The following is a 14,286-nucleotide window of genomic DNA, read 5'->3' as shown; positions in this document are numbered from 1 at the left end:
GACCGCCTTGAGCGCGCCTGACACCTGGCCACCCGGCACCGGCCGGGTGGTGCTGGCAGAGACGGACAGCACCCTGGACGAGGCCAGACGGCGCTTTGCCGATCTGGCCTCTCCGCTGTGGATCCTGGCGCTGCATCAAAGTGCGGCGCGGGGCAGGCGGGGCCGGGCATGGGTGCATCCCGCGGGCAACTTCGCCGCCAACCATGTGGCGCCCATGCAGGCCGATCCGCGCCTGCTGGCGCTGCGCAGCTTCACCACCTCGCTGGCCCTGCATGACGCGCTTGTCGCCCTCACCGGCCGGGCCGAGCCCTTCGCGCTGAAATGGCCCAACGACGTGCTGCTGAACGGCGGCAAGCTGGCCGGCATCCTGCTCGAGACCATGAGCCGGGGCAATCGCGCCGCCGGCCTGTCCATCGGCATCGGCGTGAACCTGGCCCAGGCACCGGGCGCCGAGGCGGTCGAGGCCCGCGCCCTGCGCCCGGTCTCGCTGCTGGACGAGCTGGGCGTGCGTGTCACCCCGGAAGAGCTGCTGGATGCCCTCGCCCCCGCCTTCGCCCACTGGGAGGGCGTGCTGATCCGCGACGGCTTCGCCCCCGTGCGCGCGGCCTGGATGGCCCGGGCGGCACGGATCGGCCAACCGGTCACGGCCCGCTTCGGCACCCATGAGCTGACCGGCATCTTCGAAACCGTGGACGCCGAGGGCCAGCTTGTGCTTTCAGCGGGCGAGACACGTCATGTCATCGCGGCTGCGGATATCCATTTCGGCGCCTGACGCCATCCTGAAGGGGGGGGAGAAACCCATGCTTCTGGCCATCGATTGCGGCAATACAAACACGGTCTTCTCGATCTGGGACGGAGAGAGCTTTCTCTGCACCCTGCGCACCTCGACCGAGCATCAGCGGACCGCTGACCAGTACTATGTCTGGATCTCGACGCTGCTGGCGCATCACAGGATCCCGATGGACATCGACGCGGTGATCATCAGCTCGACCGTGCCGCGGGTGGTGTTCAACCTGCGCGTTCTGGCGGACCGCTACTTCAACTGCCGCCCGCTGGTCGTCGGCAAGCCCGAATGCGCCCTGCCGCGCCAGCCCCGCGTCGACGAGGGCACGCAGGTCGGTCCCGACCGGCTGGTCAATACCGCCGGCGCCTTCGACCGCTACGGCGGTGACCTGATCGTCGTCGATTTCGGCACTGCCACCACCTTCGATGTCGTGGCCGAGGATGGCGCCTACGTCGGCGGAGTGATCGCGCCGGGCGTCAACCTCTCGCTGCAGGCCCTGCACGAGGCCGCCGCCGCGCTGCCCCATGTGGATGTCACCAAGCCGCAGCAGGTGATCGGCACCAATACCGTTGCCTGCATGCAATCCGGCGTCTTCTGGGGCTATGTCGGCCTGGTTCGCGGCATTTGCGACCGTATCAAGGGCGAATATGCACGCCCGATGAAGATTATCTCGACCGGGGGGCTTGCACCGCTGTTCCAGCAGGGCGATACGCTCTTCGACCATTTCGATGAATTCCTGACCATCCATGGCCTCAGGATCATCCACGACCATAACCAGACATTGGAAACCACATGAGCAACGAACGGCTGATCTATCTGCCCCTGGGCGGCGCCGGCGAGATCGGGATGAATGCCTATGTCTACGGCTACGGCAAACCGGGGCAGGAGCGGCTGATCCTCGTCGACATCGGTGTTGCCTTCCCTGACATGGACACCACCCCCGGCGTCGACCTGATCTTTGCCGACATCACCTGGCTGGAGCAGAACCGCGACCGGCTGGAGGCGGTGGTGATCACCCACGCCCACGAGGATCACGTCGGCGCCGTCGGGCACCTCTATGATCGCCTCGGCAAGCCGAAGATCTATTGCCGCGCCTTCACCGCGAATATCGCCCGCCACAAGCTGAACGAATACGGCGTCGGCCCCGAGGCCGTGACCACCGTCTCGGCCTGGCCCGAGACCGTCAAGCTGGGGCCCTTCACCCTGGGCTTCCTGCCGATCTCTCACTCGATCCCCGAAAGCTCGGGGCTGGTGATCGACAGTCCGGCGGGCCGCGTGCTGCATACCGGCGACTTCAAGCTGGACCCGAACCCGCTGGTCGGCGAGGCTTGGGACCCGGATCTCTGGGCCGAGGTCGCCAGGCCCGGCGTCAAGGCACTGGTCTGCGACAGCACGAACGTCTTCAGCCCCAACCCCGGCCGCTCCGAGGCCGAGGTCGGCCCCGAGGTCGAGAAGCTGGTGGCCGAAGCGAAGAACATGGTGATCGCCACCACCTTCGCCTCGAACGTCGCTCGCGTGCGCACCCTGGCCGAGGCCGGGGAGCGGGCAGGGCGCTCGATCTGCCTTCTGGGCCGGGCCATGCGCCGCATGGTCGAAGCCTCGATCGAGACCGGCGTGCTGGCCTCCTTCCCCAAGGTCGTCAGCCCTGAAGAGGCCCGGGACATCCCGCGCGAGAACCTGATGATGATCGTCACCGGCAGCCAGGGCGAACGCCGGGCCGCCTCGGCGCAGCTGGCGCGCGGCAAGCATCACGGCATCTCGCTGCAAGAGGGCGACCTGTTCCTGTTCTCGTCCAAGACCATTCCGGGCAACGAGAAGGGCGTGATCGCGATCATGAACCAGCTCTCCGAGCTGGGCGTGGACGTGGTGGATGACAGTTCGGGCCGTTACCATGTCTCGGGCCACGCCAACCGGCCCGACCTGGAAACCATGCACCAGGTCACCCAGCCGCAGATGGTGATCCCGATGCACGGCGAGCACCGCCACCTGCGCGAACATGCCAAGATCGCCATGGCCGCCGGCCGCGCTGCCGAGGTCTGCGTCAATGGCATGATGCTGGACCTCTCGGGCAATGCCCCGAAGGTGGTCGAGCATATCGAGACCGGGCGCACCTACCTCGACGGGTCGGTCCAGATCGGTTTCCTCGACGGCATCGTGCGCGACCGGATCCGCATGGCGCTGAACGGCCATGTGACCGTCACCGCCGTGCTGGACGAGCAGGACGAGCCCCTGGGAGATCCCTGGTGCGACATCATGGGCCTGCCCGAGGTGGGCCGCTCGAAGGCGCCGCTCAGCGATGTGCTGGAAGGCGACCTGAGCCAGTTCCTCGGCCGTGCCGACGCCAAGACCCTGCGCGACGACGACAAGCTGGAAGAGGCGCTGCGCCGCGTGGTGCGCAACACCGCCAATGACGAGATCGGCAAGAAGCCCGAGGTTACGGTTGTCGTCTCGCGGCTGACCAGCTGAGAGGGAACAGCTGTTTCGGATGCCCCCGGGTGAGAACCCGGGCAAATCCGGCGCTGTCAGCCTCTATTTCCAGGGTGCCGTCCAGCGCGGCCTGCTCAAGCCCTGCCAGAAGTTTCAGAAGCGCCGGTGACCGATGGGCCACCGGCGCAAATTGCATCCCGAGGCGTCGGTCGATGCTCCACCGCAGGTCCGAGCGGAACTGAAGCACGCCGGGGAGCTGAAAACGCAGCCCTTCGAAGCCGCCATAGTTGCTGACGTGCATCGGCAGCTCGACCCCGGCACCGCCAAGCGAGATGTCGACCAGCATGCAGCTGAGCGAGCGGTCGCGGAACGTCAGCGTACAGGGCCGCCGCAGCGGGTAGCGCGCATGCTGGCGCCGGTTGCGCTGGTTTTCCGGGGGTAGGACGATACTCATGCCGGTCACTCCTTCGGGCAGAGTGTGGCGCCTGCGGGTTAGCGAAGGTTGAACGGGGTTCGGTGAGTTGACGCCAATTGGCGGCAATTCGCGCCAGCCCCTGCCAGCGGGGCGCGGCCAGCAGGCTGCACAACAGGGGGCTGCCGCTGCGCGGCGCCGTGCAGAGGAGGTAAGAGGTCGTTGGGGTCATCGTTGCCCGATATGGGCGATCATGACGCTGTCATGACGGAGGGTGCAAACGCAAAAGGCCGCCCATGGGGCGGCCCTTCGCACTCTCTCTCCGCTCGGCCTCAGCTGGCGCGGCGCTGCTCGAAGCTGAGGGCGATGAAGCTGGGCATGTGATCGCCCATGCCCACGACCTTGCTGTCGTTGCTACCGCTGCCACGTTTGCCACGCGAGCTGCTGCGCGAGGACTTGCTGCCCTGATCGCGGTTCTGCTCGGTGCGGCCAGACTCGCGCGCATTGTCGCGACCAGACTCACGGCCAGATTCACGGGCGGCGTCGCGCGACGTCTCCTCGGCCTTCGCGGGGCTCTCCTTGCGGGGCGCGCGCTGGCTGCGGGCGGGCTTTTCGTCGGTGTTGGCGCCCGACTTGGTCTCGGACTTGGTTTCGGACACCTGTGCCTCGGCCTTGGGGCCCTCTGCCTGGGCCTCGACGGTCTCGTCCTTGGGCTTGCGCGACCGGGTGCGCGAGCGCGAACGGGCGGGCTTGGGGGCCTCGTCCTCGACGGCCTCGGCAGCTGCGGGGGCAGGGGACTTCACGCCGGGCAGTTCAAGACGCGGGATCTCTTTCTCGACCAGCTTCTCGATATCGGCCAGGTTCTTCTCGTCGCGGGGCACGCAGATCATCACGGCCTTGCCCTTGCGGCCCGCGCGGCCGGTACGGCCGATGCGGTGCACGTAGTCCTCGGAATGCGAGGGCACGTCGAAGTTGAACACATGGCTGACCGAAGGCACGTCCAGGCCGCGTGCCGCCACGTCCGAGGCCACGAGGATCTTGAGAGAGCCGTCGCGGAAGCCGTCCAGGGTGCGGGTCCGCTGGGACTGGTCCAGGTCACCGTGGATGGGCGCCGCGTCGTAGCCGTATTTCTTCAGCGACTTGGCGGTGACATCCACATCGGTCTTGCGGTTGCAGAAGACGATCGCATTGGTCAGGCTGTCTCCTTCCATGTCGATGATCTGCCGCAAGATGCGCCGCTTCTCGGAGCCTTCGCGATCCTTGCGCGAGGCCTTGTACATCACGACCTGCTGCTGGATGTTCTCGCCGGTGGTGGCCTGGCGGGCAACCTCGATGCGCTCGGGGTTGGAAAGGAAGGTATTGGTGATCCGTTCGATCTCGGGCGCCATGGTGGCCGAGAAGAACAGCGTCTGACGGGTGAAGGGCGTCAGGCTGAAGATGCGTTCGATATCCGGGATGAAGCCCATGTCGAGCATCCGGTCGGCTTCGTCCACCACCATGATCTGCACGCCGGTCAGCAGCAGCTTGCCGCGCTCGAAGTGGTCCAGCAGGCGGCCGGGGGTGGCGATCAGCACGTCGACGCCACGGTCGATCAGCGCTTCCTGCTCCTTGAAGGAGACGCCGCCGATCAGCAGGGCCTTCGTCAGCTTCATGTACTTGGTGTAGGTGTCGAAATTCTCGGCCACCTGCGCCGCCAGCTCGCGCGTCGGGCAGAGCACCAGCGAGCGCGGCATCCGCGCCCGGGCCCGGCCCTTGGCCAGGCGGGTGATCATCGGCAGGGTGAACGAGGCGGTCTTGCCGGTCCCGGTCTGGGCGATGCCGAGGACATCCTTGCCGGCAAGCGCGTGGGGGATGGCCCCGGCCTGGATCGGCGTCGGGGATTCGTAGCCAGCATCTGCAATGGCTTTCAGGACCTTGGGGTCCAGGTCGAGATCAGAGAACTTTGTCATATGTATCCGTTTTGTACGGACACTCTCGGGCCCGCTGCGTCTGTCGTCCCGGGTCGGTCGGACCCGCTGCGCCCGGAAGAGGCGCGACTGTGCCCGGCACATAGCTCAGATTGCTCAAAAGGTCAATCAGCGTGGGCTGTTGAGGCCTGAGCTGACCGGAAACAGAGGGTTTCCCCCGGGATCAGGCCGTCTTCGGGGAGGCCGCTGAGGGGAAATGCTGCATGCGAAGGCGTGCAAGGTCCATGGGAACCTCGTGCAGCAGCCCCTCGGCGGCGAGGGCGCGGCGCAGGGCAGGGGTGTCGGTGCAGACCTCGGTGAAGAAGCGGCGCAGGCCGGCTTCGCCCTCTGTCTCTTCCAGCCGCGACAGCAGGTCGTGCAGGCTGAGGCTGTCCTCGAAAGCCGGGCGCATCGGCTTCAGCTCGGCCCGGTAGGCCCCCCGCGCCAGGCGGAAGCGGTAGTGCCGGTGCCAGCTGTCCCAGTCCGGCGCGTGCAGATGGCCAAGGGGCACCTGCGCCAGCTCTGTCGCTTCTGCCAGTTCGGTGCCCGCGCTCAGTGCCTTGTGGATGCGGAACCGCACCTGCGGCAGCCCGGCGCGCAGGAACAGCTTGCCCGCCACATGGGACAGCATCCCGCCGTTCAGCCAGCGCCCGAACTCGGGGTAGATGCGGTCGGTCTGGGCGTGGCGCCGTGCCAGGGGCAGGGCGAAGGCGCGGAAGCGGGTGACCCCGTCGGGGGTGTCGCCGGGGGCCAGCACCTCCATCGGACGCAGCCGGGCCGAGGTCACGTCCACTGGCAGGGCCGCGAGGATCCGGCCCATGTCGCCCTCGGGGAACAGGAATTCGTCCACGTCGATATGGCCCAGCCAGTCGTGGCTGTTCTTCCTGTTGTAGCAATGGCTTGCATTGGCGACCTGGCGCAGTTGGTGGGTCTGGGGGCGGCCCTTCGGCGCGACCCGGCGCCAGTGGGCGTCATCGCAGCGCACCGCGCGGATGCGGGGGTGGGCCTTCAGGACCGGATAGGCCGGATCCTCGGGATCGTCGAGGTAGATGTGCAGCCGCTTCGCCCCAAGCTCGAGGTGCCAGGCGGCGAAGTCGAGCACCCCTGTCAACGGCGCCTTGATCGTCGAGACGAGGGCCCAGGACGCGCTGCCGCTCATGCCGGCATCTCTTCGGGCAGCCGTCCGAAGACCCGGCGGCAGCGCGCGTCGAGGTCGAGGTCGCGGGTGAACAGCATCCCGTGGCGCTCGAGGCGGGCGCGCAGCGCGGGGCTGTCGGCGCAGACCTCGTCGAACAGCCGGGCCAGCCCGGCGTCGCCCTCGGTCTCGAAGGTGACCTCCAGCACGTCATGCAGGCCGAAGCGCTCCGGGTGCTTGCGGTAGCTGCCCCGCGCCATGCGGAAGGCCATCCGGGCGCGGAAATCCTCGAAGCTGCCGACATGGGCATGGCCGACATAGCCTGCCAGAACGTCCGCCACATTCTGGATCGGCGCGCCGCGCTTGTTGACCCGGTGCAGGTTGACCTTCACGTCGCGCAGCCCGGTGCGGGCCAGGGTCTTGCCGGTGGTGTGACTGATGAACCCGCCCTTCAGGTGCTCTCCGAAGGTCGGGTAGACGGCGGGCAGCGCGTAGGAGCCATGCCCCGCCGCCTCGGCGGTCAGCTTGAAGTGGCGGTCGCTGCCGGCCAGCAGCTCGGCAGAAGGAAAGCGCAGCGCGGCGAGGCGGGGCGGCAGGAAGGCCAGCAGCCATTCCATCGGGCAAGGCGGCATCAGGAACTCGTCCACGTCGACATGGCCGAGGAAATCCAGCCCCGAGGCCTCGTAGCTGCGCTGCGCGTTGTGACACTGGCGCTGGCGGTGATCCTCGGGGCGTGCGATCCCCTCGGCCTGCCAGTAGGCTGCATCGCAGGCGGTGACCCGGAGGCGCGGATCGCCCGCCAGGAAGGCCAGCGCCTGCGGGTCCGGGTCATCGAGGTAGAGATCCAGCTGCGACGCCCCCAGCTCGAGGTGATAAGCGGCGAAGCGGGCAAGCTCGGGCAGCGGCGCGGCGGCGGTGGTGACGAGGCCCCAGCGGATCTTCGCGGGGTCGGTCTGCTTGTCCAGCCGCGAGGTCGAGGCGCGGGTGTCCTCGCGCCGGAAGGGCCGGGCCGAGAGATACCGTCGCGCCTCGCGCTCGGGGTCGGGGCCGGCGGCCTCGCGCATGGCGGCAAACCGGTGGAAGACGTTGCGCTCGTCCCCCTCGAGCTGCACCAGCAGGTCCTGGGCCAGCGGGCGGATCAGCGCATCGCGCTGCGATTCCTCCCAGAGGCGTCCCAGCAGGTTCACGTCCAGTCCGCCGGAGTGGATGGAATAGGCGTCCATCGCCATCGCCAGGCGACGCGGGCGGCGCTGCTTCTCGGGATGCGCCTGCCAGGGCTCCGCACCGGAGTGCAGCCGCTCGGTCTCATAGAGCTTCATCATCGAGAAGAGCATGGTCAGCGACTGGCCAAGGCGGCGCTGCACCTCTGTCGCGCCATGGTCCCCGAAGGTGGTCAGGGCCGAGACCTTCCAGCGGGCATCCAGGTTTTCCAGAAGGAAATCAGCCTCTTCTCGCCACATCCTCAGGAAGAGGGGGGCCGTCTGCACCGGCTGCTTGCGACGGCGCAGGTTGGCGATCAGCAGGCCATGCAGGGCCAGCAGGAGGGGCTGCCCGGCGAAGTCCTCGCACAGCTCGCCCCATTTCTGCAGGTAGGTCGAAGAGGCCAGCGTCGGCTTCTCGGCCAGCGGCGTGACCCGCTCTGACTTCAGCGGGGCAAAGTCCAGATCCTCGGGCGGCAGGGCCTCTCCGGGGCCATAGTGAAGGGGCGCGAGACGCCCCTCCATCTGGGTCACGATCCGGTGGAAGCCGCCATATGTCGAGGTCTCGCTCATGGCGGCAGAATGCCCGGGCCGGGAAGACCCGGCAAGGGTCAGACCATCATCTCTTTCGTCGCCGAGAGGGTGATCTCGGGGTAGTCGCGCGCCACCCGGTCGATGTCCCATTGCAGGCGGGTCAGGTAGACCACGTCGCCGTCGTGGTCGTAGCTGATGTGCTGCTTGTTGGCGTTGACGAACTTGTCCACCGCCAGCCGGTCACCATGCACCCAGCGGGCCGAGGTGAACTGGCTGGGCTCGAAGCGGACCGGCAGGCCGTATTCCAGCTCGATCCGGCTGCCGAGGACCTCGAACTGCAGCGCGCCGACGACGCCGACGATGAAGCCCGACCCGATGGAGGGCTTGAAGACCTTGGCCGCGCCTTCCTCGGCAAATTGCATCAGCGCCTTTTCCAGGTGCTTGGCCTTCATCGGATCACCCGCCCGCACGCCCTGCAGCAGCTCCGGCGCGAAAGAGGGGATGCCGGTGACGCGCAGCGCCTCGCCCTCGGTCAGCGTGTCGCCGATGCGCAGCTGGCCGTGGTTCGGAATGCCGATGATGTCGCCGGCCCAGGCCTCCTCGGCCAGCTCGCGGTCCGAGGCGAGGAAGAGCACCGGGTTCGAGATCGCCATGGGCTTCTTGGTGCGCACATGGGTCAGCTTCATGCCGCGCTTGAAATGCCCCGAGGACATGCGCACGAAGGCGACGCGGTCGCGGTGCTTGGGGTCCATGTTGGCCTGCACCTTGAAGACAAAGCCGCAGACCTTTGTCTCTTCCGGCGCGATCTGGCGCGGCTCGGCAGCGGTCGGTTGCGGCTCGGGGCCGTAGCGGCCGATGCCATCCATCAGTTCCTTGACCCCGAAGGAGTTGATCGCCGAGCCGAACCAGATCGGCGTCAGCGTGCCCTCCAGCAGCGCCTGGCGGTCAAAGGCGGGCAGCAGCTCGCGGGCCATCTCGACCTCTTCGCGCAGCTTCTCCAGCAGGTCGGCGGGCACGTGGTCGGCCAGCTTGGGATCGTCCAGCCCCGCGATCTTGATCGACTCGGCCACCTTGTTGCGGTCGGCACGGTCCATCAGCTCCAGCCGGTCGTGCAGCATGTCGTAGCAGCCGAGGAAATCCCGACCCACGCCGATCGGCCAGGAGGCCGGAGTGACGTCGATCGCCAGGTTTTCCTGGATCTCGTCGATGATGTCGAAGGTGTCGCGGCTCTCGCGGTCCATCTTGTTGCAGAAGGTCAGGATCGGCAGGTCGCGCAGGCGGCAGACCTCGAACAGCTTCTGGGTCTGGCTCTCCACCCCCTTGGCGCCGTCGATCACCATCACCGCCGCATCGACCGCCGTCAGCGTCCGGTAGGTGTCTTCGGAAAAGTCCGAGTGGCCGGGCGTGTCGACGAGATTGAAGCGGAAGGTCTTGAAATCGAAGGACATTGCCGAGGCCGAGACCGAGATGCCCCGGTCCTTTTCCATCTGCATGAAGTCCGACCGCGTGCGCCGCGCCTCACCCTTGGCGCGCACCTGTCCGGCCATCTGGATGGCGCCACCGTAAAGCAGGAACTTTTCGGTCAGGGTCGTCTTGCCGGCGTCCGGGTGCGAGATGATCGCGAAGGTCCGGCGACGGGCAATTTCGGGCGGCAATTCGGGGCGGTTCGAGGGCGTGTCCAGCATGGGGCGCATATATCAGGGATCGGGAAAAGGGCAAGCGCGCGCCGCCTGGGGGCCGGCCTGCCTGCAGGGGGGGCGGGACCTGGCGCCGGAGTGCCCGGAACAGCCCGCCCCGGCGCGGCTGGAGGGGGCGGAAGCCTCCGGCGGCAGTATTTTCAGCCGTCGGATGGATGCAGGGGCAATGTCCTGTTCATCCGACGGCTGGAAATACTGCGGGGGAGTCCGCCCCGGCGGACGGGGGCAGCGCCCCCATCCCCTGTTGAGTTTCAATGCCGCCGGTCGGGCGGAAGCTGCCCCCGGGTCGCCTCGCGCAGCAGCTTCAGCGCATCGGGACGCTCGAGCGTGGTCGGAGCGACCTCGAAGGCCAGCGCGGTTCGGTGGTGCTGGGGCAGGGCGCGGGCCAGGGTGCGGCCCAGCTCGGGGTCGATCTCGGGGGGCAGGGCGGCGATGGTGCGGGTGTCCAGCAGCAGGGTTTCGGCAGCGATGCCCTCGGCATAGATGATCTCGTGCCGGTCGAAGAGCAGCTGGAAGTAATCCACGAAGCCGCCGTCCTGGCGATAGATCGTGTCGCCGTTGACCAGGTGGCGGGCGCGTACCAGCACCTCCTTGCGGCCCAGGCCGAGCGCATCCTGGCGCTGGTAGATGAACAGCCGGTGTTCGGGGCTGACCACCAGGTCGTCGGTATTCGACAGCACCCCGGCGCGGATCACGATGGGGGCGAATTCGCCCGTTGCCCGGTGGGTCATCTGGCCGATCCAGCGGACCTCCTGCGCGCCGTGGTCGCGGGTCAGCACCCGGTCACCGGGTTCCAGCGCCTCGATGGGTTTCTGGGCGCCGGAGGCCATGGTGATCATCGTGCCCCGGGTGAACGAGACACAACCCACCTCAGCGAACTTGCGCGGCGCCGACTGGCGGTCGATGCCGACCAGCCGGTAGTCGTGACGCGGCAGCAGCGGCGCCAGCGGCAGGGCATAGACTTCGTCCACGTCGCCCTCTTCGTCGACAGCCACCAGGACAAGGATCTCGGTCGTGGTGCCGTCGGGCGACATGAAGATCAGGCAGCTGTCCAGGTGCAGCGCCATGCCCGGCACGCCGGCGGGCGAGCCCTCGGCGACGCGCATCTCTCCCGAGCCATGCATCTCGACCATCATCCGGGACTGCGGAGTGCGGGGCGAGAACCAGTAGATGTCGTCGGGCACCAGCTCATCGGCGAACGAGAGGGCGTCCCCCTCGTTGACGCCATGGACGACGGCGAGGGCGGAGGCTAGAAAGACCGGAATTGCGGTGGCCGGCATCGCCGGGGTCTGGCTGGAAAGCGGGCTCATGGCGGGCAGGGTACCTCTCGTCCGTATCGGCTGGAAGAGCTAGAGCTCGATTGTGGCTTCATACGGGCAAGTTACGGATCATTTCGCGGAAAGTTTCCGGATGGTTGACGCCGCCGGAGGCGCCGCAGGGCAGGAGAGAGAAGCATGGATCTGGGAATCAAGGGCAAGCGCGCACTGGTGACGGCCTCGTCGAAGGGACTGGGGCGCGGTTGCGCCCTGGCGCTGGCCGAGGCGGGCGTCGACCTGGTGCTGAACGCCCGCGGGGCCGAGGCGCTGGAGGCGACGGCCGAGGAGATCCGCAGCCGCTATGGTGTCGAGGTGACGGCGATTGCCGCCGATATCGTCAGCGAAGAGGGCCGTGCCGCGGTGCTCGAGGCTGCGGGCCAGGTGGATATCCTGGTGACCAACGCCGGTGGTCCGCCCCCGGGTATGTGGACCGACTGGCAGCGCGAGGATTTCATCAAGGCGCTGGATGCCAACATGCTGACCCCGATCGCGCTGATGAAGGCGCAGCTGCCGGGCATGATCGCCCAGGGCTGGGGCCGGGTGGTCAACATCACCTCGCAGTCGGTGAAATCCCCGATTGGCCAGCTTGGCCTGTCGAACTCGGCCCGCGCCGGGCTGACCGGCTATGTCGCCGGCACCGCGCGCCAGGTGGCGCCGGATGGCGTGGTGATCAACAACCTGCTGCCCGGCATCCATGACACCGACCGTGCGGCCTCGCTGGACGGTGGCGTGGTCAAGGCCCAGGGCATCAGCATGGAAGAGGCCCGCGCCGCGCGCATGGCCGGCATCCCGGCGCGCAGCTACGGCACCGCCGAGGCCTTCGGGCAGACCTGTGCCTTCATGTGCTCGCAGCATGCGGCCTTCATGATCGGACAGAACGTGCTGCTGGACGGTGGCGCCTTCAACTCGACCTTCTGAGGCGAGGGGCCGGGAGGCCCTTCCCGCGGCCCGGCGATTGCGCGGGCCACGGGGGGCTGCTATCCCGGCCCGAGCTTGCAAGCCAGGACGGTTCCCCCAGTGCCCGACCAGATCCCGCGCCTTGAGATTCGCGACCTCTGCCGCTCCTTCGGCGGGGTGCCGGTGGTGCGCGACGTCTCCCTCTCGGTGCAGCCGGGGCAGGTGACCTGCCTGCTGGGGCCTTCGGGCTGCGGCAAATCGACCACGCTGCGGATGATCGCGGGGGTCGAGACCCAGGACAGTGGTGCCATCCTGGTGGATGGAAAGGTGCTGGCGGACGACCGTCACTTCACTCCGCCCGAGGCGCGCCGCATCGGCCTGATGTTCCAGGACTTCGCGCTGTTCCCGCATCTGACGGTGGCCGAGAACGTGGCCTTCGGGCTGGACGGTGCGAAGGCGCAGCAGCGCGCCCGCGTCGAAGAGCTGCTGGCCCGGGTTGACATGTCCCGCCATATCGACAGCTACCCGCATCACCTCTCGGGCGGCGAGCAGCAGCGCGTCGCCCTGGCCCGCGCCCTGGCGCCGCGCCCCCGGGTGATGCTGATGGACGAGCCCTTCAGCGGCCTCGACAACCGGCTGCGCGACGAGATCCGCGACCAGACGCTGGATGTGCTGAAGGATGAGGGCACGGCGGTGTTGCTGGTCACCCATGAGCCGGAAGAGGCCATGCGCATGGCCGACGAGATTGCCCTGATGCGCGGCGGAGAGATCCTGCAGCAGGGCGCGCCCTACAATATCTACAACGCCCCCCGCGACAAGTCGGCGGTGGCGTTCTTCAGCGATATCAACGTGATCCGGGGGCGGGTGCAGGGTGCACTGACAGAAACGCCCTTCGGTCAGTTCCTCGCCCCCGGCGTGCCCGACGGCGCCGAGGTCGAGATCGTCATCCGCCCGCAGCACATCGGCATCGACTTCGACCGCGAGGGGCGCGGCCCCTTGCCGACGCCGCAACAGGGCACCCCGGCGCGCGGCGTGGTGCAGCGTGCCCGTTTCATGGGCAACGAGTCCCTCGTCGAATTCCGCATGGATCACGATGGCTCGATCCTGCGCGCCACGGTGCCCAATGTCTTCCTGCCGCGTCCCGGCAAGCCGCTGTGGCTGTCGATCCGGCGCGACCGCTGTTTCGTCTTTCCCGCCCGCTAGCCCCCGTTTCGCCGGTTTTCGGCCGTGAAACCCCGGCGGATCGCTGGCCGGGCGCCCTTTGCGCGACCTCGGTCGGGGCCCGGCGTCATGGCGGGGCATCGGCGCGCGCGGGCGAACCGGCGTTGCCGCGGCCCTGGCGGGCAGACCTCTGTACTGTCAAAAATCCCGGCACCCTGTGTATTGGTTCTTTCAACCCGCCTCGCGAGTCATTAGATACGCAGGGACCAAGGAGGCATGACCTCCGGATCAGGGGAGAGCTGAAAAATGCTGAACAACATCGGCCCAATGGGCCTGCTGCTCATCGCTGTCGTCGTGCTGGTGCTTTTCGGGCGCGGCAAGATCTCGTCGCTGATGGGCGAAGTCGGCAAGGGCATCACCGCCTTCAAGAAAGGCGTGAACGACAGCACGGCCGAGCTGGAAGACGACAAGTCCGAAAGCGCGCGTGACGTGACGCCGGAAGAAACCAAGGACAAGGTCTGATCCGTCCATGTTCGGTATGGGCGGAACCGAGATCCTGCTGGTCGGGATCGTGGCCTTGATCGTGGTCGGGCCGAAGGAATTGCCGGGGCTGTTCCGCTCTTTCGGGCAATTCGTTGGCAAGGCCCGCGGCATGGCGCGCGAGTTTTCCCGCGCCATGGAGGATGCGGCCAACGAATCCGGCATGAAGGACGCGGGCAAGACCCTGAAGGGCCTCGCCAACCCGTCGAAATACGGCATGGACAAGGTGCGGGAGCCG

At 67.7% G+C, this 14,286-nt stretch carries 13 protein-coding genes; 7 read left to right on the top strand and 6 right to left on the bottom strand.

Annotation, left to right across the window (positions count from 1 at the left end; genetic code table 11):
* The first annotated feature begins 7 nt into the window (after positions 1-7).
* From OS124_RS0118550 to OS124_RS0118540, 3 genes are read left to right on the top strand one after another with little or no spacing between them, the layout of a single operon-like run.
* Positions 8-772 (top strand): biotin--[acetyl-CoA-carboxylase] ligase, encoded by a 765-nt coding sequence (locus OS124_RS0118550; protein WP_010141387.1) that lies wholly within the window; start codon positions 8-10, stop codon positions 770-772.
* Positions 773-800: 28 nt separating this feature from the next.
* Entirely contained in the window at positions 801-1,580 is a 780-nt protein-coding gene (locus OS124_RS0118545) for a type III pantothenate kinase (protein ID WP_010141386.1), read from the top strand.
* Positions 1,577-3,250 (top strand): ribonuclease J, encoded by a 1,674-nt coding sequence (locus OS124_RS0118540; RefSeq protein WP_010141385.1) that lies wholly within the window; start codon positions 1,577-1,579, stop codon positions 3,248-3,250. Before OS124_RS0118545 ends, OS124_RS0118540 begins: the two co-directional genes overlap by 4 nt.
* Here the strand turns inward: OS124_RS0118540 and OS124_RS26220 are convergent.
* The 6 genes from OS124_RS26220 to OS124_RS0118510 form a co-directional block, all read right to left on the bottom strand.
* A complete protein-coding gene (locus OS124_RS26220) occupies positions 3,219-3,665 on the bottom strand; it encodes a PilZ domain-containing protein (RefSeq protein ID WP_010141384.1) in 447 nt (148 codons plus the stop codon). The genes OS124_RS0118540 and OS124_RS26220 overlap by 32 nt on opposite strands.
* Positions 3,666-3,955: 290 nt before the next feature.
* Entirely contained in the window at positions 3,956-5,572 is a 1,617-nt protein-coding gene (locus tag OS124_RS0118530) for a DEAD/DEAH box helicase (RefSeq protein ID WP_010141382.1), read from the bottom strand.
* A 181-nt stretch (positions 5,573-5,753) separates the two neighbouring features.
* The gene (locus OS124_RS0118525; protein WP_010141381.1) at positions 5,754-6,728 is read right to left on the bottom strand and encodes a glycosyltransferase family 2 protein; all 975 of its coding nucleotides are present in this window, start codon (positions 6,726-6,728) and stop codon (positions 5,754-5,756) included.
* Positions 6,725-8,476 carry a glycosyltransferase family 2 protein gene (locus OS124_RS0118520; protein ID WP_010141380.1) on the bottom strand — a complete coding sequence of 584 codons (1,752 nt, stop codon included), beginning with the start codon at positions 8,474-8,476 and terminating at the stop codon, positions 6,725-6,727. Before OS124_RS0118520 ends, OS124_RS0118525 begins: the two co-directional genes overlap by 4 nt.
* Before the next feature lie 38 nt (positions 8,477-8,514).
* Positions 8,515-10,122 carry a peptide chain release factor 3 gene (locus tag OS124_RS0118515; RefSeq protein ID WP_010141379.1) on the bottom strand — a complete coding sequence of 536 codons (1,608 nt, stop codon included), beginning with the start codon at positions 10,120-10,122 and terminating at the stop codon, positions 8,515-8,517.
* Positions 10,123-10,385: 263 nt separating this feature from the next.
* Positions 10,386-11,444, bottom strand: coding sequence for a Hint domain-containing protein (locus OS124_RS0118510; protein ID WP_010141378.1), 1,059 nt, complete (start codon positions 11,442-11,444; stop codon positions 10,386-10,388).
* 144 nt (positions 11,445-11,588) lie between these two features.
* Between OS124_RS0118510 and OS124_RS0118505 the strand changes: the two genes are divergently transcribed.
* From OS124_RS0118505 to tatB, 4 genes are all read left to right on the top strand, one after another.
* Positions 11,589-12,368 (top strand): SDR family oxidoreductase, encoded by a 780-nt coding sequence (locus OS124_RS0118505; RefSeq protein WP_010141377.1) that lies wholly within the window; start codon positions 11,589-11,591, stop codon positions 12,366-12,368.
* A 99-nt stretch (positions 12,369-12,467) separates the two neighbouring features.
* Positions 12,468-13,550, top strand: a complete 1,083-nt coding sequence (locus OS124_RS0118500) for an ABC transporter ATP-binding protein (RefSeq protein ID WP_010141376.1) — start codon at positions 12,468-12,470, stop codon at positions 13,548-13,550.
* Positions 13,551-13,814: 264 nt separating this feature from the next.
* Complete coding sequence (gene tatA, locus OS124_RS0118495) at positions 13,815-14,030, top strand: twin-arginine translocase TatA/TatE family subunit (protein WP_010141375.1); 216 nt, start codon at positions 13,815-13,817, stop codon at positions 14,028-14,030.
* Between the two features lie 7 nt (positions 14,031-14,037).
* Positions 14,038-14,286 (top strand): Sec-independent protein translocase protein TatB (gene tatB / locus OS124_RS0118490; RefSeq protein WP_010141374.1); only part of this gene is annotated, 249 nt, incomplete at its 3' end.

This window comes from Oceanicola sp. S124 (assembly GCF_000220565.1).
GTDB lineage: Bacteria > Pseudomonadota > Alphaproteobacteria > Rhodobacterales > Rhodobacteraceae > Pseudooceanicola.
Note: the sequence above shows the minus strand (reverse complement) of the source record. Positions and strands in the feature narration are given on the sequence as shown.

Excerpts from the sequence above, each read along its gene's own strand:
- OS124_RS26220 (WP_010141384.1), bottom strand. The coding sequence starts at position 3,665 with ATGAGTATCGTCCTACCCCCGGAAAACCAGCGCAACCGGCGCCAGCAT.
- tatA (WP_010141375.1), top strand. The coding sequence starts at position 13,815 with ATGCTGAACAACATCGGCCCAATGGGCCTGCTGCTCATCGCTGTCGTC.
- OS124_RS0118510 (WP_010141378.1), bottom strand. The coding sequence starts at position 11,444 with ATGAGCCCGCTTTCCAGCCAGACCCCGGCGATGCCGGCCACCGCAATT.
- OS124_RS0118540 (WP_010141385.1), top strand. The coding sequence starts at position 1,577 with ATGAGCAACGAACGGCTGATCTATCTGCCCCTGGGCGGCGCCGGCGAG.
- OS124_RS0118520 (WP_010141380.1), bottom strand. The coding sequence starts at position 8,476 with ATGAGCGAGACCTCGACATATGGCGGCTTCCACCGGATCGTGACCCAG.
- OS124_RS0118530 (WP_010141382.1), bottom strand. The coding sequence starts at position 5,572 with ATGACAAAGTTCTCTGATCTCGACCTGGACCCCAAGGTCCTGAAAGCC.
- OS124_RS0118515 (WP_010141379.1), bottom strand. The coding sequence starts at position 10,122 with ATGCTGGACACGCCCTCGAACCGCCCCGAATTGCCGCCCGAAATTGCC.
- OS124_RS0118505 (WP_010141377.1), top strand. The coding sequence starts at position 11,589 with ATGGATCTGGGAATCAAGGGCAAGCGCGCACTGGTGACGGCCTCGTCG.
- OS124_RS0118525 (WP_010141381.1), bottom strand. The coding sequence starts at position 6,728 with ATGAGCGGCAGCGCGTCCTGGGCCCTCGTCTCGACGATCAAGGCGCCG.
- OS124_RS0118545 (WP_010141386.1), top strand. The coding sequence starts at position 801 with ATGCTTCTGGCCATCGATTGCGGCAATACAAACACGGTCTTCTCGATC.